The sequence below is a fragment of the Salipiger mucosus DSM 16094 genome, assembly GCF_000442255.1.
Lineage (GTDB): Bacteria > Pseudomonadota > Alphaproteobacteria > Rhodobacterales > Rhodobacteraceae > Salipiger > Salipiger mucosus.
Map to the genome: position 1 here is coordinate 1 of NZ_KE557291.1, position 19067 is coordinate 19067.

The 19067-nt window shown below is 69.7% G+C and carries 14 protein-coding genes; 9 read left to right on the forward strand and 5 right to left on the reverse strand.

The genetic code is table 11. The features are described from left to right. On the forward strand, positions 1-2553 hold a 2553-nt coding region (locus SALMUC_RS26655), incomplete at its 5' end, for an SDR family NAD(P)-dependent oxidoreductase (RefSeq protein WP_020042911.1). 7 nt (positions 2554-2560) lie between these two features. Here SALMUC_RS26655 and SALMUC_RS26660 read toward each other — a convergent pair. Continuing rightward, entirely contained in the window at positions 2561-3466 is a 906-nt protein-coding gene (locus SALMUC_RS26660) for a hydrogen peroxide-inducible genes activator (protein ID WP_020042912.1), read from the reverse strand. Between the two features lie 189 nt (positions 3467-3655). Between SALMUC_RS26660 and katG the strand changes: the two genes are divergently transcribed. Beyond that, the gene (gene katG, locus SALMUC_RS26665; protein ID WP_020042913.1) at positions 3656-5833 is read left to right on the forward strand and encodes a catalase/peroxidase HPI; all 2178 of its coding nucleotides are present in this window, start codon (positions 3656-3658) and stop codon (positions 5831-5833) included. Positions 5834-5929: 96 nt separating this feature from the next. On the opposite strand, the gene SALMUC_RS26670 is transcribed toward katG, so the two are convergent. Further along, complete coding sequence (locus SALMUC_RS26670; protein ID WP_020042914.1) at positions 5930-7162, reverse strand: diaminopropionate ammonia-lyase; 1233 nt, start codon at positions 7160-7162, stop codon at positions 5930-5932. A gap of 179 nt (positions 7163-7341) precedes the next feature. On the opposite strand from SALMUC_RS26670, the gene SALMUC_RS26675 reads away from it, so the two are divergent. From SALMUC_RS26675 to SALMUC_RS26700, 6 genes are all read left to right on the forward strand, one after another. Beyond that, the gene (locus SALMUC_RS26675; protein ID WP_020042915.1) at positions 7342-7818 is read left to right on the forward strand and encodes a formate dehydrogenase subunit gamma; all 477 of its coding nucleotides are present in this window, start codon (positions 7342-7344) and stop codon (positions 7816-7818) included. Further along, a complete protein-coding gene (locus SALMUC_RS26680; RefSeq protein WP_037373039.1) occupies positions 7815-9335 on the forward strand; it encodes an NADH-ubiquinone oxidoreductase-F iron-sulfur binding region domain-containing protein in 1521 nt (506 codons plus the stop codon). The genes SALMUC_RS26675 and SALMUC_RS26680 overlap by 4 nt, the downstream gene beginning before the upstream one ends. A gap of 127 nt (positions 9336-9462) precedes the next feature. After that, positions 9463-12381 carry a formate dehydrogenase subunit alpha gene (gene fdhF, locus SALMUC_RS26685; protein WP_020042917.1) on the forward strand — a complete coding sequence of 973 codons (2919 nt, stop codon included), beginning with the start codon at positions 9463-9465 and terminating at the stop codon, positions 12379-12381. A gap of 4 nt (positions 12382-12385) precedes the next feature. Continuing rightward, positions 12386-13207 carry a formate dehydrogenase accessory sulfurtransferase FdhD gene (gene fdhD, locus SALMUC_RS26690; RefSeq protein WP_020042918.1) on the forward strand — a complete coding sequence of 274 codons (822 nt, stop codon included), beginning with the start codon at positions 12386-12388 and terminating at the stop codon, positions 13205-13207. Further along, on the forward strand, positions 13197-13412 hold the full coding sequence (locus SALMUC_RS26695) for a formate dehydrogenase subunit delta (RefSeq protein ID WP_020042919.1): 216 nt from the start codon (positions 13197-13199) through the stop codon (positions 13410-13412). Before fdhD ends, SALMUC_RS26695 begins: the two co-directional genes overlap by 11 nt. A gap of 87 nt (positions 13413-13499) precedes the next feature. Then, on the forward strand, positions 13500-13907 hold the full coding sequence (locus SALMUC_RS26700) for a glyoxalase superfamily protein (protein WP_020042920.1): 408 nt from the start codon (positions 13500-13502) through the stop codon (positions 13905-13907). A 77-nt stretch (positions 13908-13984) separates the two neighbouring features. On the opposite strand, the gene SALMUC_RS26705 is transcribed toward SALMUC_RS26700, so the two are convergent. After that, positions 13985-16063: a bifunctional sulfate adenylyltransferase/adenylylsulfate kinase gene (locus SALMUC_RS26705; RefSeq protein ID WP_020042921.1), complete on the reverse strand. Its 2079-nt coding sequence runs from the start codon at positions 16061-16063 to the stop codon at positions 13985-13987. Between the two features lie 214 nt (positions 16064-16277). Beyond that, positions 16278-17282 (reverse strand): thioredoxin-disulfide reductase, encoded by a 1005-nt coding sequence (gene trxB / locus SALMUC_RS26710; protein ID WP_020042922.1) that lies wholly within the window; start codon positions 17280-17282, stop codon positions 16278-16280. 190 nt (positions 17283-17472) lie between these two features. Here trxB and SALMUC_RS26715 point away from each other — a divergent pair, with 190 nt between their 5' ends. Beyond that, entirely contained in the window at positions 17473-17973 is a 501-nt protein-coding gene (locus SALMUC_RS26715; protein WP_020042923.1) for an Lrp/AsnC family transcriptional regulator, read from the forward strand. Positions 17974-17983: 10 nt separating this feature from the next. On the opposite strand, the gene SALMUC_RS26720 is transcribed toward SALMUC_RS26715, so the two are convergent. Continuing rightward, on the reverse strand, positions 17984-18664 hold the full coding sequence (locus SALMUC_RS26720; RefSeq protein WP_020042924.1) for a Hint domain-containing protein: 681 nt from the start codon (positions 18662-18664) through the stop codon (positions 17984-17986). Between the last annotated feature and the right edge of the window lie 403 nt (positions 18665-19067).

The following is a 19067-nucleotide window of genomic DNA, read 5'->3' on the forward strand; positions in this document are numbered from 1 at the left end:
ACCGCCGACGCGGGCACCGGCGTGCTGGTCGACCTCGGCCCCGCGCCCGGCCCCGACACCGCCGCGCTTCTGCTCGACGCCTGCCAGGCGGTCCTCGCCGCCCGCGCGGAGGGGCAGGCGCCCCGGCTCGTCGCCCTGCAGCCCGAAGGCATCGCCGGCGGCTTCCTGCGCTCCTTCTTCATCGAGACGCCGGGCTGCGACATCCTGCTCCTGAACCTGCCGGCCACCGACCCGGACCCGGAGACCCTTCTGGCCGAGATCCGCGCCGCCGGGCCCGGCTTCCAAGAGGTCACGCTCGCCCCCGATGGCACCCGCACGAAACCCGTCTGGCAACGCGCCGCGCCCGACAGCGCCGACCGCCCCGTGCCCGGCCCCGGCGACGCCGTGCTCGTCAGCGGCGGCGGCAAGGGCATCGGTGCCGAATGCGGCCTCGCGCTCGCCCGCGAGACGGGCTGCGCGCTGCTGCTGCTCGGCCGCTCCGCACCGGACGAGGATGCCGAGCTGCAACGCAACCTCGACCGCATCGCCGCCACCGGCACGCGGCTGTCCTACAGGCGCGCCGACGTGACCGACGCGGCCGCCGTCGCCCGCGCCCTCCGGCAAGGCGAGGCCGACCTCGCCGTCCCCGTCACCGGCGTCATCCACGGCGCCGGGCACAACCACCCGCGCACGGTCGCCAACCTCGAGCCCGCGCTCATCGCCCAGACGCTCGCCCCCAAGGTCACGGGACTGCGCAACATCCTCGCGGCGCTCGACCCCGGCCGCCTCAAGCTGCTCGCGGGCTTCGGCTCGATCATCGCGCGCATCGGCCTCCACGGCGAGGCCGACTACGCCCTCGCCAACGAATGGCTTAGCCGCGAGATCGAGGCCTTCGGCGCCGCCCACCCGCGTTGCCGCGCCCTGTCGGTCGAATGGTCGGTCTGGTCCGGCACCGGCATGGGGCAGAAACTCGGGCGGCTCGATGCGCTCATGGCGCAGGGCATCCAGCCGATCTCGGTCGACGAGGGCATCGCCGCCTTCCTGCGCCTGGCCACGGGCGACGGGCCCGCGGGCGCCACCGTCGTCTCGGGCCGCTTCGGCGCGCCCGCCACGGTGGACCTCGGCCAGCCTGAACCGCCCGCGCTGCGCTATGTCGAGACCATCCCGGTCTGGTATCCGGGCACCGAGATCGTCACCGAATGCCGCATCGCCCCCGGCACCGATCCCTACCTCGAGGATCACGTCCTGAACGGCCAGCGCCTCTTCCCCGCCGTCATGGCGCTCGAGGCGATGACCGGCGCCCTGCGCACCCTCGCGGGAGATCTGCCCGGTGCGCCGCGTTTCGGGAAGGTGCAATTCCGGCAGGGTCTCGTCGTGCCCGGGGACGGGGCCATGACGGTGCGCGTCGCGGCGCAGCGGCGCGGCGACGGGCGCTTCGACCTGGCGATCCGCTGCTCGGCGACCGGCTTCCAGGTGAACCACGTCGAGGCACTCTGCGACATCGCGGAGCACGCCACCCCCGAGACCGACCTCCTGCCCGCCGACCCGGCCACCACGCTCCCCGGCCTCGACCCGGCCCGCGCGCTTTACGGCAATGTCCTGTTCCAGAAGGGCCTCTTCGCCCGGGTCGCGGGCTATGGCCTGCTCGAGGCCCGGCGCTGCGCGGCAAGCCTCTCACCGGCCCACGACGCGCGCTGGTTCGCCGCCGACCTGCCGCAGGCGCGCCTGCTGGGCGATGCCGGCGCCCGCGACGCGGCGCTGCACGCGATCCAGGCCTGCATCCCGCACGAGACCGTCATCCCCATGTCGGTCGAGTCCATCGAGACCGCGCCGCTCGACCCCGCGCAGGCCCACCGCATCGCCGCGGTCGAGCGCGAAGACCTCGGCAACCGGCTGGTCTACGACATGGCCATCTTCGACGCGCAGGGCCGCGCCGTCGAGGTCTGGCGCGGCCTCACGCTGCGGGTCATGGGGCCGCCCGAGGACCTGCGCCTCGACGCGCCGCCGCTCGTCGCCCCCTTCGTCGAGCGCCGCATCGCCGCCGAACTGCACGACGCCGGGCTCACCGTCGCGCTCGCGCCCTCGACCGGGCGCGCCGGCCCCGGCCCGGACCGCCGCCCGGACGGCAAGCCAGACCGCGACGACAGCGGCGCCTATCTCTCCAACGCCCACGGTGCGGGCTGGCGGCTGAGCGTCCGCGCCCGCTGGCCCGTGGGCGTCGACCTGCAGGAGCAGCCCGACCACGACCGCAACGGGTGGACCCGGCTGGTCGGCGAGGAGGGCATGCGCCTCGCCGACGCCCTCACCGATCTCACGGGGATCGACGCGGGCCGGGCCGCCACCCATGTCTGGGCCGCGCGCGAGGCGATGAAGAAGGCCGGCATGCCCGCCGGCGCGCCGCTGTCGGTCGATCCCGCCTCCACAGCGCAATGGCTGCGCCTGCGCTCGGGCGACTGGGTGGTCTACGCCAGTGCCTTCGCGCCCGATGGCGCGGCGCGCCCGCTCTGCCTGGCCGTGGTGGTGGGCGTGGCCGAGGATGCCGTCGGCGCCCCGGCCCGGCTGGCGGGGGAGTAGCGCCGCATCACGCGGGCGCGGGCATCCGGGGCCGGTCCAGCGTCTTCAGGATCTCCGAGATCTGCGCGAACTCCTCGACCAGCGGGCTGGATTTCCGCCAGACGAGCCCGATCTGCCGCTTGGGCCGCGGCTCGGGCAGGCGCACGACCGAAACCTCGGCCACGCCGGTCTCGATCGGCACCGCGATCTCGGGGATCAGCGTCACCCCGATGCCCGCCCCGACCATCTGCACCAGCGTCTTGAGCGAACTGCCCTCCATCATCTCGCGCTGCGGGCTGGCCGAGAGGTTGCAGAAGGAAATCGCCTGGTCACGGAAGCAGTGCCCTTCCTCCAGCAGCAGCAGGCGCATCTCGCGCAGCGCCTGCGGGTTCGGCACCGGCTCCCCGGCATCGGCCAGCGACCGGACCAGCACGAATTCCTCCTCGTAGATCGGCTCCTCGTGCAGCGCGGGCTCCGAGGTCGGCAACGCCACCACGGCCAGGTCCAGCTTCCCGTCCAGCAGGTCGCGCAGCAGGGTCTGCGTCACCGTCTCGCGCGGGCGCAGGTCGAGCGAGGGGTGATGCTCCGACAGGTGCTTGATCAGCGCCGGCAGCAGGTAGGGCGCCACCGTCGGAATGACCCCGATCCGCAGCCGCCCCGCCAGCGGCCCCTGCGCGGCGCGGGTCAGGTTCTCCAGCTCGTCCACGGCGCGCAGGATGTCGCGCGCGCGCCCCAGCAGGTCCTCGCCCAGCCGGCTGAGCCGGATCTCGCGCGCGTTGCGTTCCAGCAGGGGCGCGCCGAACTCGCTCTCGAGTTCCTTCATCTGAAGCGACAGCGCCGGCTGCGAGACCGCGCAGGCCTCGGCCGCCCGGCCGAAGTGGCGGTAGCGGGCCAGCGCGTCGAAGTATCGGAGCTTCTTCAGGGTGATGTTCATGATAAGAAATTATTATCGAAATGATCAGAAAAAGCAAGTTTGAATAATTCCAGATTGTTGCTAGATTTTGCGTGGGAATGCGCCGACTCGACGGTCCGGCGCGGGCGGACCCGCCCACCGGGATCACCCCGGCGGCGCGGCGTCCGGCAGCATACGCCCAATCTGGGTTGCCACTGAGGGAGACGAACCATGGACGGAAACGATATCAAGACCAGCGGCAAATGCCCGGTCATGCACGGCGGGAACACCGAGGTGGGCACCTCGGTCATGGACTGGTGGCCCAACGCGCTGAACCTCGACATCCTGCACCAGCACGACACCAAGACGAACCCGATGGGTCCGGACTTCAACTACCGTGACGAGCTCGAGAAGCTCGACGTCGAGGCGCTGAAGAAGGACATGCAGGCCCTGCTGACCGACAGCCAGGACTGGTGGCCGGCGGACTGGGGCCACTACGGCGGCCTGATGATCCGCATGGCATGGCACGCGGCCGGCTCCTACCGCCTCGCCGACGGCCGCGGCGGCGGCGGCACCGGCAACCAGCGCTTCGCGCCGCTGAACTCCTGGCCGGACAACGCCAGCCTCGACAAGGCCCGCCGCCTGCTGTGGCCCATCAAGAAGAAGTACGGCAACAAGGTCTCCTGGGCCGACCTCTTCATCCTCGCCGGCAACAGCGCCTACGAGTCGATGGGCCTCAAGACCTTCGGCTTCGGCTTCGGCCGCGAGGACATCTGGCACCCCGAGAAGGACGTCTACTGGGGCGCCGAGAAGGAATGGCTCGCCCCCTCGGACGAGCGCTACGAGAACGTCGACAACCCGGCGACGATGGAGAACCCGCTGGCCGCCGTTCAGATGGGTCTCATCTACGTGAACCCCGAGGGCGTGAACGGCAATCCCGACCCGATGAAGACCGCCGCCCAGGTGCGCGAGACCTTCTCCCGCATGGCCATGAACGACGAGGAGACCGCGGCGCTGACCGCCGGCGGCCACACCGTCGGCAAGTGCCACGGCAACGGTGACGCCGACGCGCTGGGCCGCGAGCCCGAGGCCGCCGACGTCGAGCTTCAGGGCATGGGCTGGTACAACCCGAACATGGGCGGCAAGGCCACCAACGCCATCACTGGCGGCCCCGAGGGCGCATGGACCACGAAGCCGCTCGAGTTCGACATGGGCTACTTCGACATGCTCTTCAATCACGAGTGGGAAGTGACCGAGAGCCCCGCTGGCGCCAAGCAGTGGAAGCCCGTCGACATCGCGGAAGAGGACATGCCGGTCGACACCACCGACCCGACCCAGCGCCGCATGCCGATGATGACCGACGCCGATATGGCGATGAAGGTCGATCCGGCGTACAACGCGATCTGCCAGAAGTTCATGGCCGATCCCGAGTACTTCCGCGACACCTTCGCCCGCGCGTGGTTCAAGCTGACCCACCGCGACATGGGCCCCAAGGCGCGCTACTTCGGCCCCGACGTTCCCGAGGAAGACCTCATCTGGCAGGACCCGGTCCCCGAGGGCTCGACCTCCTATGACGTCGAGGCCGTGAAGGCCAGGATCGCCGCAACCGACCTGTCGGCCGCGGAGATGATCTCGACCGCTTGGGACAGCGCCCGCACCTTCCGCGGCTCGGACATGCGCGGCGGCGCCAACGGCGCGCGCATCCGTCTCGCCCCGCAGAAGGACTGGGCCGGCAACGAGCCCGAGCGCCTCGCCAAGGTCCTCGCCACGCTCGAGCCCATCGCGGCCGAGACCGGCGCCTCGCTGGCCGACGTGATCGTGCTGGCCGGCAACGTCGGCGTCGAGCAGGGGATCAAGGCCGCCGGCTTCGACGTCGCGGTGCCCTTCACGCCGGGCCGGGGCGATGCCTCGGACGAGATGACCGATGCGGACAGCTTCGAGTCGATGGAGCCGCTCGCGGACGGCTTCCGCAACTGGCTCAAGACCGACTACATCGTCAGCCCCGAGGAAATGATGCTGGACCGCACCCAGCTCATGGGCCTCACCGCGCCCGAGATGACCGTCCTCACCGGCGGCATGCGGGTGCTGGGCACCAACCACGGCGGCACCAAGCACGGGGTCTTCACCGACCGCGTGGGCGCGCTGACCACCGACTTCTTCGTCAACCTCACGGACATGGCGAACAAGTGGGTCCCGGTTGGTGACGGCACCTACGAGATCCGCGACCGCAAGACCGACACAGTCAAGTGGACGGCCACCCGCGTCGACCTCGTCTTCGGCTCCAACTCGATCCTGCGCGCCTACTCCGAGGTCTACGCCCAGGACGACAGCGCCGAGAAGTTCGTGAAGGACTTCGTCGCGGCCTGGACCAAGGTGATGGACGCCGACCGCTACGACGTCGCGGCCTGACCCGTCGCGGTGCCCCCTGCGCGGGGCCTTGGACGAGAACCACGAATGCGCGCCCCACCGGGCGCGCATTTTTCGTTCCGGCCCCGGCTCAGGCGCTCAGGCCAGCACCTCGGCCGCGCTCATCCCGACGATGCGGGCGTAGAGCTCGGGGTCGGTGTCGCCCTCGGTGCCGAAGACCAGCACCCGCGACTCCGGGCCCAGCTCCAGCATCTCGCGCGCCTCGGCGTCCTCCGCGACGGTCTCCAGCGCCGCGACACCGGCCACAGCCGACTCGCCCGCCACGAGCGCGGGATCGCCCGTGCCGGGCCGCGCCAGTGCCCGCATCGTGCTGATCGCGGCATCGTCGGTCAGCGCGATCACCGCGTCGGCGTGATCGCGCAGCACCTCCCAGGCCAGGGCCGAGACCTCGCCGCAGGCCAGCCCCGCCATCACCGTGTCCAGTTCGCCCGCCACCGCCACGGGCGCCCCCGCGCGGAAGGATTCCAGCCAGCAGGCCGCAAGGTCCGGATCGCAGAGCACGATCTTCGGCCGCGCGTCCCCCCAGCGCCGTTTCGCGAGCGCCGCCACGGCGGCCGCCATGCCGCCCACGCCGGTCTGCAGCAGGATATGCGTCGGCGGCGCCTCCAGCGCGTCGAAGGCCTCCGCCGCCATCAGCTCGTAGCCCTGCATCACGTCGCGTGGCACCTCCATGTAGCCCGGGTAGGAGGTGTCCGAGACCACGAACCAGCCCTCGCGCGTCGCGGTCTCCTGCGCCTCGCGGATGCTGTCGTCGTAGGTGCCCCGGGTGCGGCGGACCTCGGCGCCGTAGTGCTCGACCGCGCGCTGCCGCGCCTGCGACACGCCGGGGTGCATGAAGATCACGCAGCGCGCGCCGAACATCCGCGCGCCCCAGGCGACCGAGCGCCCGTGGTTGCCGTCGGTCGCGCAGCAGACGGTGATGCGCCCTGCCGCCTCGGGCAGGGCGCGGGCGGTGACCTCGTCCATGTCGACCTCGCGGCCCTCGGCCTTCGACAGTTCCGACCGGATCAGCCGCGCCACGGCATAGGCGCCGCCGAGTGCCTTGAAACTCCCCAGCCCGAAGCGGCCGGATTCGTCCTTGTAGTGCAGGCTGGCGACGCCGCAGGCCGCCGCGCGGCCCGGCAGCGCGACCAGCGGCGTCGGCGCGTAGCCCGGCCAGCGGCCCACGGTCTCGCGCACGACGGCAAGGTCCGCGTCGTTCAGGATCGCCGCCTGTTCCGCGCGCCAGGGCGCATCCCGCGCGGCGGCCTGGTTCAGGCAGAGGGTGTAGGCCCGCGGAGTGCCAGCGTGTCGCGTGATCTCGGATGTCATGGCGCCTCGGTCTTGCTGATGCCCGAGTGTGGCGCGAAGCGCGCCGCGAGGCGAGCCCCGATTGCGGCGCGCAAGCCGGTGTCTTGATCAAGATTAACTATCGATCAACGGATCACCGATATTGAAACGGGAATGCCCGGCTTGCGATTATGGGCCCGCTACAAGGGAGGAGAGCATCGATGCGCCACGCCGTGCCGCAGCCCACCGTCGATGACATCCGCGAGGTGATCGCGCCGCATCTCGACCGCGAGGGGCCGCTGCTGCCCATCCTGCACGCCGTGCAGGCCGCCTGGGGCTGCGTGCCCGACGCCGCGGTGCCCGTGATCGCCGAGGCGCTGAACCTCTCGCGCGCCGAGGTGCATGGCGTCGTCTCCTTCTACCACGACTTCCGCGAGGCTCCCGCCGGCCGCCACGTCCTGCGCCTCTGCCGGGCCGAGGCCTGCCAGGCCATGGGCGGCAAGGCGCTGTCGGAGGCCGTGCTCGGGAAACTGGGCGTCAGCTGGGGCGAGACCACGGCCGACGGCGCCGTGACGGTCGAGCCGGTCTACTGCCTCGGTCTCTGCGCCTGCGCGCCCGCGGCCATGGTCGACGGCCGGGTCGTCGGCCGCGCCGACGCCGCCCGCCTCGATGCCCTGCTGGCGGAGGGTGCGGCATGAGAATCTGGGTTCCCATGGACAGCGCCGCCAAGGCGCTGGGCGCCGAGGAGGTGGCCCTGGCCCTCCGCGCCGAGGCCGAAGCGCGCGGTCTCGAGGTCGAGATCCTGCGCAACGGCACCCGCGGCATGATCTGGCTCGAGCCGCTGGTCGAGGTCGAGATCGACGGCACCCGCCACGGCTACGGCCCCGCCGAACCGGCCGACGCCGGCGCGATCCTCTCGGGCGAGAGCGACAAGGCGCTGGGCCCGGTCGAGTCGCTCGACTGGATGGCCCGGCAGACCCGCCTGACCTTCGCCCGCTGCGGCGTCATCGAACCCCTGTCGCTGGAGTCCTACGAGGCGCACGGCGGGCTCTCCGGGCTGCGCCGCGCGCTTCAGATGTCGGATGAGGAGATCGTCACCGAGGTCAAGGACTCGGGCCTGCGCGGCCGCGGCGGGGCGGGCTTCCCCACCGGCATCAAGTGGGAGACCGTCCGTACGGCAAAGGCGTACAGGAAGTACATCGTCTGCAACGCCGACGAGGGCGACAGCGGCACCTTCGCCGACCGCATGATCATGGAGGGCGACCCCTTCTGCCTGATCGAGGGCATGGCGATCGCCGGCCTCGGCGTGGGCGCGGTGCAGGGCTATGTCTACCTGCGGTCCGAGTATCCCGACGCCATCGAGGTGATGACCCGCGCCATCGAGACCGCCCGCGCGGCGGGGGTGCTGGGCGCCGACATCCTGGGCTCGGGCCGCGCCTTCGACATGGAGGTCCGCGTCGGCGCGGGCGCCTATGTCTGCGGCGAGGAGACCTCGCTTCTGAACTCGCTCGAGGGCAAGCGCGGGGTGGTCCGCGCCAAGCCCCCGCTGCCTGCCATCGAGGGCGCCTTCGGCAAGCCCACGGTGGTCAACAACGTGATTTCATTGGCCTCCGTGCCGGTGATCTTCGAGAAGGGCGCGCAGCATTACGCCGATTTCGGCCTCGGCCGCTCGCGCGGGACGATCCCGCTGCAGATCGCCGGCAACGTCGCGCGCGGCGGGCTGTTTGAAACCGCCTTCGGCATGCCGCTGGGCGAGATCGTCGAGGGGCTGGGCGGCGGCACGGCCACCGGGCGGCCGGTCAAGGCGGTGCAGGTCGGCGGCCCGCTGGGCGCCTACCTCGGCCCCGGCCAGTTCGATACGCCCTTCGGCTACGAGGAACTCGACGGCGCCGGCGGGCTGGTGGGCCATGCGGGGCTGGTCATCTTCGACGACACCGCCGACATGCTGGGCCTCGCCCGTTTCGCCATGGAGTTCTGCGCGGTGGAAAGCTGCGGCAAGTGCACCCCCTGCCGCATCGGCGCGGTGCGCGGCGTCGAGACGCTGGACCGGATCGCCGCCGGGGACAGCGCGGCCATCGAGCTGCTGACCGACCTCTGCGAGACCATGACCGACGGCTCGCTCTGCGCACTGGGCGGGCTCACGCCCTACCCGGTGATGTCGGCGCTGCGGCTCTTCCCCGAGGAGTTCGGCACCGCAAGGGAGGCCGCGGAATGACGCACGGCGCTCTGCTGCGCAGTCGCCCCGCCCGCCATCCCGCGGAGGGCGCTGCCGCCACCGACAGGCGCGGACCCAAGGGCGGTTTGCGTATTTGGACCAAGAAGAAGATGCGGGAGGTGTCTTCATGAAGGATTTCGTGATCCCCGACGACCGGGACATGGGCACGCCGGCGAAGACCGGTGCGCCGGTGACGCTGACCATCGACGGATTCCCGGTGACGGTGCCCGAGGGCACTTCGGTCATGCGGGCGGCGGCGGAGGCGGGCATCGCGGTGCCCAAGCTCTGCGCCACCGACAGCCTCGAGGCCTTCGGGTCGTGCCGGCTCTGCGTGGTGGAGATCGAGGGGCGGCGCGGCACGCCGGCCTCCTGCACGACGCCCGTGGCGGAGGGCATGGCGGTGCATACCCAGTCCTCGAAGGTGAAGAAGATCCGCAAGGGGGTGATGGAGCTCTATGTGTCCGACCACCCGCTGGACTGCCTGACCTGTTCGGCCAACGGCGACTGCGAGTTGCAGGACATGGCCGGCATGGTGGGGCTGCGCGACGTGCGCTACACGCCCGGAGAGAACCACTACGATCCCTCGGGGACGGGGGCGCGCAGCCAGGCCGAGGCCCGGCTTCGGTTGCCCGGGGGCGAGGCGAACCCGCGCTACATCCGCAAGGACGAGAGCAACCCTTATTTCACCTATGACCCAAGCAAGTGCATCGTCTGCTCGCGCTGCGTGCGGGCCTGCGAGGAGGTTCAGGGCACCTTCGCGCTGACCATCGAGGGGCGCGGCTTCGAGAGCCGGGTGAAGGCGGGCATGGAGGGCGACGACTTCCTGTCGTCCGACTGCGTGAGCTGCGGCGCCTGCGTGCAGGCCTGCCCCACGGCGACCCTGCAGGAGAAGAGCGTGGCCGAGATGGGCACGCCCGAGCGTTCGGTGGTGACGACCTGCGCCTATTGCGGCGTGGGCTGTTCCTTCAAGGCCGAGCTCAACGGCGACGAACTGGTGCGCATGGTGCCCTGGAAGCACGGCAAGGCGAACCGCGGGCACAGCTGCGTGAAGGGCCGCTTTGCCTATGGCTACGCCAGCCACCCGGACCGGATCCTGAACCCGATGATCCGCGACAGCATCGAGGAGCCCTGGCGCGAGGTCTCGTGGGAGGAGGCGCTGGACTTTGCCGCGGATCGCATGCGCGGCATCCAGGAGCGTCACGGCCGCAAGAGCGTGGGCGTCATCACCTCGTCGCGCTGCACCAACGAGGAGACCTACCTGGTGCAGAAGCTGACCCGCGCGGTCTTCGGCAACAACAACACCGACACCTGCGCCCGGGTCTGCCATTCGCCCACCGGCTACGGGCTGGGCCAGACCTTCGGCACCAGCGCCGGCACGCAGGATTTCGACTCGGTCGAGAAGATGGACGTGGCCGTGGTCATCGGGGCCAACCCGACCGACGGGCACCCGGTCTTTGCCAGCCGCATGAAGCGGCGGCTGCGCGAGGGGGCGAAGCTGATCGTCATCGACCCGCGCAGGATCGACCTTTTCGAGGGGCCGCACGTGAAGGCCGCGCACCACCTGCCGCTGCGGCCCGGCACCAACGTGGCCGTGGTCACCGCGCTTGCGCATGTCATCGTGACCGAGGGGCTCTACGACGAGGCCTTCATCCGCGAGCGCTGCGACTGGGACGAGTTCCAGGCCTATGCCGAGTTCGTCTCCGACAGGCGGCATGCGCCCGAAAGCACCGCTCTGCTGACCGGCGTCAACGCGCAGGACCTGCGGGCGGCGGCGCGGCTCTATGCCACCGGCGGCAACGGGGCGATCTACTACGGTCTCGGCGTGACCGAGCACAGCCAGGGCTCGACCACCGTGATGGGGCTCGCGAACCTTGCCATGCTGACCGGCAACATCGGCCGCGAGGGCGTGGGCGTGAACCCGCTGCGGGGGCAGAACAACGTGCAGGGCTCCTGCGACATGGGCTCCTTCCCGCACGAGCTGCCGGGCTACCGCCACGTGAAGGGCGCCGAGGTGCGCGAGATCTTCGAGACGGCCTGGGGCGTCGAGATCGACCCCGAGCCGGGGCTGCGCATTCCCAACATGCTGGATGCCGCCGTCGACGGCAGCTTCAAGGGGCTCTACTGCCAGGGCGAGGACATCCTGCAGTCGGACCCGGACACGAAACACGTGGCCGCGGGCCTTGCCGCCATGGACTGCGTGATCGTGCACGACCTCTTCCTGAACGAGACGGCGAACTACGCGCATGTCTTCCTGCCGGGGTCGAGCTTCCTCGAGAAGAACGGCACCTTCACCAACGCCGAGCGGCGCATCAACCGCGTGCGCAAGGTGATGGAGCCGCGCAACGGCTACGAGGACTGGGAGGTGACGCAGCTGCTGGCCAACGCCATGGGCGGCGGCTGGAGCTACACCCACCCCCGCGAGATCATGGCCGAGATCGCGGCGACCACGCCCAGCTTCGCGGGGGTGACCTACGAGCTGCTCGAGGAGGTGGGCTCGGTCCAGTGGCCCTGCAACGAGGAGCACCCCGTGGGCACGCCGCTCATGCACGTCGACGGTTTCATGCGCGGCAAGGGGCGGTTCCTCTTCACCGAGTATGTCGCCACAGACGAGAAGACCGGCCCGCGCTTCCCGCTGCTGCTGACCACCGGGCGGATCCTCTCGCAGTACAACGTCGGCGCCCAGACGCGGCGGACGGCGAACAGCATCTGGCACGACGAGGACGTGCTCGAGATCCATCCGCACGACGCCGAGAACCGGGGCGTCACCGACGGCGACTGGGTCAAGCTGGCCAGCCGCTCGGGCGAGACGGCGCTGCGCGCCAGGATCACCGAGCGGATGAGCCCCGGCGTGGTCTACACCACCTTCCACCACCCCGGCACGCAGGCCAACGTGGTCACCACCGATTTCTCGGACTGGGCCACCAACTGCCCGGAATACAAGGTGACAGCGGTGCAGGTCTCGCCCAGCAACGGGCCGACCGACTGGCAGGAGGGCTACGAGGCGCAGGCCGAGCGCGCGCGCCGCATCCTGCCGGCGGCGGAGTGAGGCCATGAGCGCCGATCGCCTGCACAGCCGGCCCGGGCTGGCCGTCCACCGCGAGGGCACGCGCGCCGTGGTGCGCGCGCTGCCCGAGGAAGTGCCCGTGGCGCTGGTTTTCGACGGCACCACGCAGGCGGTGATGATGGCGACGCCCGCCGACATCGCCGATTTCGCCCACGGTTTCGCGCTCAGCGAGGGGCTGGTCGAGAGCCTGAAGCAGGTCCGCGACTTCGAGATCGTCGAGCACGAGACCGGCATCGAGGCGCGCTTCTGGCTGGCCGAGGACCGCGCCGCCGCGCTGCGCGAGCGGCGCAGGGCCATGATGGGGCCCACGGGCTGCGGGCTCTGCGGGATCGACAGCCTCGACCAGGCGCTGCGCGCGCTGCCGGTGCTGCCGGACGGCGGCCCGCGCCTCGCCCGCGAGGAGGTCGCCCGCGCGACCGAGGAGCTGCGCGCGCACCAGCCGCTGCAGGACCAGACCCGCGCGGTGCACGCCGCCGGCTTCCTGGTGCCGGGACAGGGGATCGTCATGGCGCGCGAGGATGTCGGGCGCCACAACGCGCTGGACAAGCTCATCGGCGCGCTGGCGCGGCAGGACATGGACCCGCGCACCGGGGCGGTGGTGCTGACCAGCCGCGTTTCGGTCGAGATGGTGCAGAAGACGGTGATGGCCGGCTGTCCGGTGCTGATCGCGGTCTCGGCGCCCACGGCCCATGCCTTGCGGCTGGCCGAGACGGCGAACCTCACGCTGGCGGCCTTTGCGCGGGGCGGGGGATTCGACCTCTACGCCGCGCCCGGACGGATCGAGAACGGAGATGCGCATGTCGCCTGAAAAGATGGTCATGATGGCCAACCAGATCGCCACCTTCTTCGAGACCCAGCCCGGCAATGACGGGCCGGAAAAGGTGGCCGCCCACATCAACGACTTCTGGGAGCCGCGCATGCGCGCCCAGCTGCTCGAGCATGTCGAGGCGGGCGGCGCGGGGCTCAAGCCCCTCGTGGTGGACGCCGTCGCGCATATCCGCGCGCCCGCCTGATCCGACGCGTGCGCCGATTGCGGCTTGCCAGCGGTCCGGTTTTGCCCGCCTGATCCGCGCAGGACAGGACAACCGTGGAGCGCTGACATGACATCGACCGGCACCGACCCACAGCAGCCCCGTCGGGAGCCGGTCTTCGGGGCCTGCATCCCGGTGCTGCGGATCTTCGACGTTGCCAAGGCACGCGAGTTCTACTGCGGCTTCCTTGGCTTCGAGGTCCTCTTCGAGGATCGCTTCGAGCCGGGCCTTCCGCTCTACATGGGCATCGCGCGGGCGGGGCTGACGCTTCATCTCACCGAGCATCACGGCGATGCCTGCCCGGGCGCCACGGTCTTCGTGCCGGTGACCGGCCTGCGCCTCCTGCACCGGGAACTGTCGGACCGGAATTACGCCTACAACCGGCCCGGGCTGGAAGACCTTCCCTGGGGTCTGCAGGTCGAGGTTCACGACCCCTTCGGCAACCGGCTGCGGTTCTGCGAGGCCCCGGGCGACTGAAGGCGGGCCGCGGGTCGGGCGAAACGAAAAGGGCCGGAGCGATGCTCCGGCCCGTCCTGTCTTGATGCCTGCCCGGCTCAGTGCCCGGCGATGAGGCCCATGCTTTCCAGCTTCAGGATCACCTGGTGCGCGCAGTTGTCCACGTCGACGTTCTCGGTCTCGACCGCGAGCTCGGGGTTCTGCGGCACGTCGTAGGGGTCGGAGATGCCGGTGAACTCCTTGATCTTGCCTTCGCGCGCGAGCTTGTAGAGGCCCTTGCGGTCACGGCGCTCGCATTCCTCGAGCGAGGTCGCGACGTGCACCTCGACGAAGGCGCCATACTGCTCGATGTCCTCGCGTACGGCGCGACGGGTCGCCGCGTAGGGCGCGATGGGCGCGCAGATCGCGATGCCGCCGTTCTTGGTGATCTCGGAGGCGACAAAGCCGATGCGGCGGATGTTGAGGTCGCGGTGCTCCTTCGAGAAGCCCAGCTCGGACGACAGGTTCTTGCGGACGATGTCGCCGTCGAGCAGCGTCACCGGGCGGCCGCCCATCTCCATCAGCTTGGTCATCAGCGCGTTCGCGATGGTCGACTTGCCCGACCCCGAGAAGCCGGTGAAGAACACGGTGAAGCCCTGCTTGGAGCGCGGCGGCTTGGTCTTGCGCAGCTCCTGCACCACCTCGGGGAACGAGAACCAGTCGGGGATCTCGAGGCCTTCCTGCAGGCGGCGGCGCAGCTCGGTGCCCGAGATGTTGAGGATGGTGACGTCGTCCTTGTCCTCGATCTCGTCGTTGGGCTCGTACTGGGCGCGCTCCTCGACGTAGACCATGTGTTTGAACGGCACCATCTCGATGCCCATCTCGTCCTCGTGCTCCTTGAAGAGCTCCTGCGCGTCGTAGGGACCGTAGAAGTCGTCACCGGCCGAGTTCTTGCCGGGGCCCGCGTGGTCGCGGCCGACGATGAAGTGCGTCACGCCGAAGTTCTTGCGGATCAGGCCGTGCCAGACCGCCTCGCGGGGGCCGGCCATGCGCATGGCGAGCGGCAGCAGCGACATGGTGGTGGTCGAGCCCGGGTACTTGTCGATCACCGCCTCGTAGCAGCGCACGCGGGTGAAGTGGTCGACGTCGCCCGGCTTGGTCATGCCGACGACCGGGTGGATCAGCAGGTTGGCCTGCGATTCCTTTGCGGCGCGGAAGGTCAGCTCCTGGTGCGCGCGGTGCAGCGGGTTGCGCGTCTGGAACGCGACGACCTTGCGCCAGCCCAGCTTGCGGAAGTAGGCGCGCAGCTCGTTCGGCGTGTCGCGGCGGGCGCGGAAGTCGTAGTGCACGGGCTGCTGGATGCCGGTCACCGGGCCACCGAGATAGACGTCACCCGCGGTGTTGTGCAGGTAGTTGACCGCCGGGTGTGCGCTGTCGTCGGCGCCGAAGACCTTCTCGGCCTCGCGCGACTTGTTCGGCACCCACTTGTCGGTGACGGTCATGGTGGCGAGGATCACGCCTTCCTGGTCGCGCAGCGCGATGTCCTGGCCGATCTCGATGGTGTCGGCGTAGGCCTGCTTGACGTCCAGGGTGATCGGCATCGGCCAGAGCGAGCCGTCCGCGAGGCGCATGTTCTCGACGACGCCGTCATAGTCTTCCTGCCCGAGGAAACCCTTCAGCGGATAGAACCCGCCGTTCATCAACAGCTCGAGGTCGCAGATCTGGCGCGGCGTGAGGTCGTGCGAGACGAGCTCGCCGGCGTCGACCTTCAGCTTCTGCGCACTGTCGTAGGACACATACAGCTCGGGTATGGGAGCAAGGTTGTTTTGCATAAATCTGGTCCTGTTGCTGTTTGGAACGTAGCCGCTGGCGGTTCCCGTCAGTTCGGCATGGAGGGCCTGGTATTCGAGGAATTTCCGCGCGAGGAAACGGTCGGTCAGCCGTGCCTTTTCGGCCGCGCCGCGCGACGTGAGGGTATAGGCGAACCGCTGGCGCCGATCCGGCCCCGACCGCTCGCTGATCGTTATGAACCCGGCTTCGGCAGCGGACCGAAGTTGCGCATTGAGCCGGCCAAGCGACACGCCGATCGCCGAGGAAATCTCGCGCTGGGACGCTTCCGGCGCCAGGTCGAGCTGGCGCAGAAGGTGAAACAGCGGACCTTCCTCGTCGGTGATCGGTTTTGCACCGGGTGCGGGCATGACGTGCGACTCAAAGTGTGTTCACGCCTGAACGCATTGCACGGATGCTTACGTCGCGAAAGACCTAATCTCCGAGACGCGGGGATTTCCGCCTGCGTGATTCATTTGCAACGGCCGGTTGCACGATGATCCGGCAGTTCCGCGCCCCCGGAAACGCGAACGGGGCGCGCCCCTCGGCACGCCCCGTTTCTGTCGTCTCGCGCGATCACGTCGCTCAGTGCGCCGCGTCCACAGGCGCGCCGTAGCCCAGCGGCTCGGTCTCGTCCTTGCCCTCGTCAAGCTCCTGCTCCGAGAGCCAGCGCTCGGCTTCCAGCGCGGCCATGCAGCCCATGCCGGCCGAGGTGACCGCCTGGCGGTACTTGTGGTCGGTCAGGTCGCCCGCGGCGAAGACGCCGGGGATCGAGGTCGCGGTGCTGTCGGGCTGGGTCACGACGTAGCCGCCCATGTGCGTTTCCAGCACGTCCTTGACCAGTTCGTTCGACGGTGCGTGGCCGATCGCCACGAAGACGCCCTTGCAGTCGATCTCGGTGATCTCGCCGGTGTCGACGTGGCGGACCTTCACACCGGTCACGCCCTTGGGGTTGTCCTCGCCCACGACTTCCTCGAGCTGGTGATGCCACAGCGTCTCGATCTTGGGGTTCTTGAACAGGCGGTCCTGCAGGATCTTCTCGGCGCGCAGCTCGTCGCGGCGGTGGATCAGCGTCACCTTGCTGGCGAAGTTGGTCAGGAACAGCGCCTCCTCGACCGCGGTGTTGCCGCCGCCGATGACCACGATCTCCTGCCCGCGGTAGAAGAAACCGTCGCAGGTCGCGCAGGCCGAGACGCCGAAGCCCTTGTAGGCCTCTTCCGAGGGCATCCCCAGCCACTTGGCGCGCGCTCCGGTCGCGAGGATCACCGAATCCGCCGTGTAGGTGGTGCCGCTGTCGCCGTGCGCCACGAAGGGTCGCTTGTCGAGCTCGAGCTTCGTGATGATGTCGCCGACGATCTCGGTGCCGACCGAACGCGCATGCGCCTCCATGCGGACCATCAGGTCGGGGCCCTGCACCTCGGTGTCGCCGGGCCAGTTCTCGACCTCGGTGGTGGTGGTCAGCTGGCCGCCGGGCTCGAGGCCCTGGACGAGCAGCGGCTCAAGCATCGCGCGGGCCGCGTAGACACCGGCGGTGTAGCCGGCCGGGCCGGAGCCGACGATGAGAACCTTGGTGTGGCGGGTATCGGGCATGGGACGCCTCGCAAGCTATGGCAATTCCGGGTTGGACTGCATATAGCGATCCCCGTGGCACGGTGAAACCCCGCAGCCCATAGGCGCATTCGATTTGCGGATGTGTTAACAATCTTTCCCGATACTGAAAGATAATTGCGCAGCATCGCGAAGCTGCTATAACAATCGCGAAAACGAAGCAGGAGTTCAGATGCCCGTGCACCGGCTCGATCCGATCGACCGCAAGATCCTGGCGGAACTTCAGGCCGATGGCCGCATGACAAATGTCGAGCTTGCGCGGCGCGTGGGCATTTCCGCGCCGCCTTGCCTGCGTCGTGTGCGCACGCTTGAAGAACAGGGGTTCATCCGCGGCTATCACGCCGAGGTGGATCCGCGCGAACTGGGATTCGAGGTGCAGGTCTTTGCCATGGTCGGCCTGCAGAGCCAGGCCGAGGCCGACCTGCGCGCCTTCGAGGACCGCTGCCGCGCATGGCCGCTCGTGCGCGAGTGCCACATGCTCAACGGCGAGGTGGACTTCATCCTCAAGTGCGTCGCGCCCGACCTCTCCACCTTCCAGAGCTTCCTCACCGGGGATCTGCTGACCGCGCCCAACGTGGGCAGCGTCAAGACATCGCTGGTGATCCGCGGCGCCAAGGACGATCCCGGCGTGCCCTTCGACGTGCTCGAGGAACGGCTGAGCCGCACCGCCTGAGCGGTGCCGCTCACATCGCGCAGAGCCCGTCGATCACCTCGCGCGTGCTGCGGCTGAAGGTCAGCTCGCCGAAGTCGCCCGGCTGCTCGATGCCAGGGAACATCGACAGGAACAGCGCCCACTCGCTCGGTCCCTCGACCCGCGCGAGGGCCTGTCCGGGGTGGTAGGTCTCGACATCCAGCCCGCCCACGCGGATCGTGCCGTGCCGGCCCAGCATCAGGTGGTAGAGCTGCACGCCGCCCGCCGGCGTGACCTGCACGATGCCGTCGCCGTCGGCATAGTCCGACACCGGCACGAGGATGCGGTCCTGCCCGATGATCGACTTCAGCTTGGGGCGGTGCACCAGCATCCGTGCGGCCGGACCGACCACCACGTCCGTCTCCGGCCGGCCCGAGCCGAAGGCGTCCGAGGTGATGCGCGTCAGACCGGTCAGGGTGGTGCCCTCCGAGACGACGCCGGGCACGTAGGTCGTCGAGCCGATCCAGGTCACCGGCTGGGTGCCGGCGCTCGACTCCACGTAGTCGCCCGGCAGCAGGTCCTCGATCGCGATCGGGCCGTTCACCGTATGGATCAGCGTGCCGCGCGCGAAGGCGCTGCAGGCGTCCTCGAACAGCCGGACGGCGGGGCCGACGTGCTGCTGGAACGAGATCGAGAAATCGGGAAGAAGCGCGGCGGCCTCGAATTTGCGCATGAGAGAATTGGCGCGTCGAGGCCGCCCGGCCCGGAGAGTGGCGGAGCCACGCGGAGGGTGCGGCGATCCGGAGTCGTCCAGGGCCAAAGAAGTCGAGTGGAGACTGTTCATGTGAGCATCCTTGCAAGGCTGGTCACATCCGTGTTGGCCCCCACCAACAACGACAGAAGGACGACTGAGGTTCGTTGATGCGAACCTGCACCCAATCGTCCCGTATTGTCAAAATTGAAACGGATTTTAGTGGGATGGCCGGGTCAATCCGGCCTTCCGACTCCCATTGTCCGGGGATGGACAACCGTATTGACACATTACTCGCAGAGGTTGCGAATCAATGGCCGCGAGTCGCGCTTACGCGTGCTGCAGTGCGGAAACGGTCGCTGTGCGCCGCGCGATGGTCGCGGCG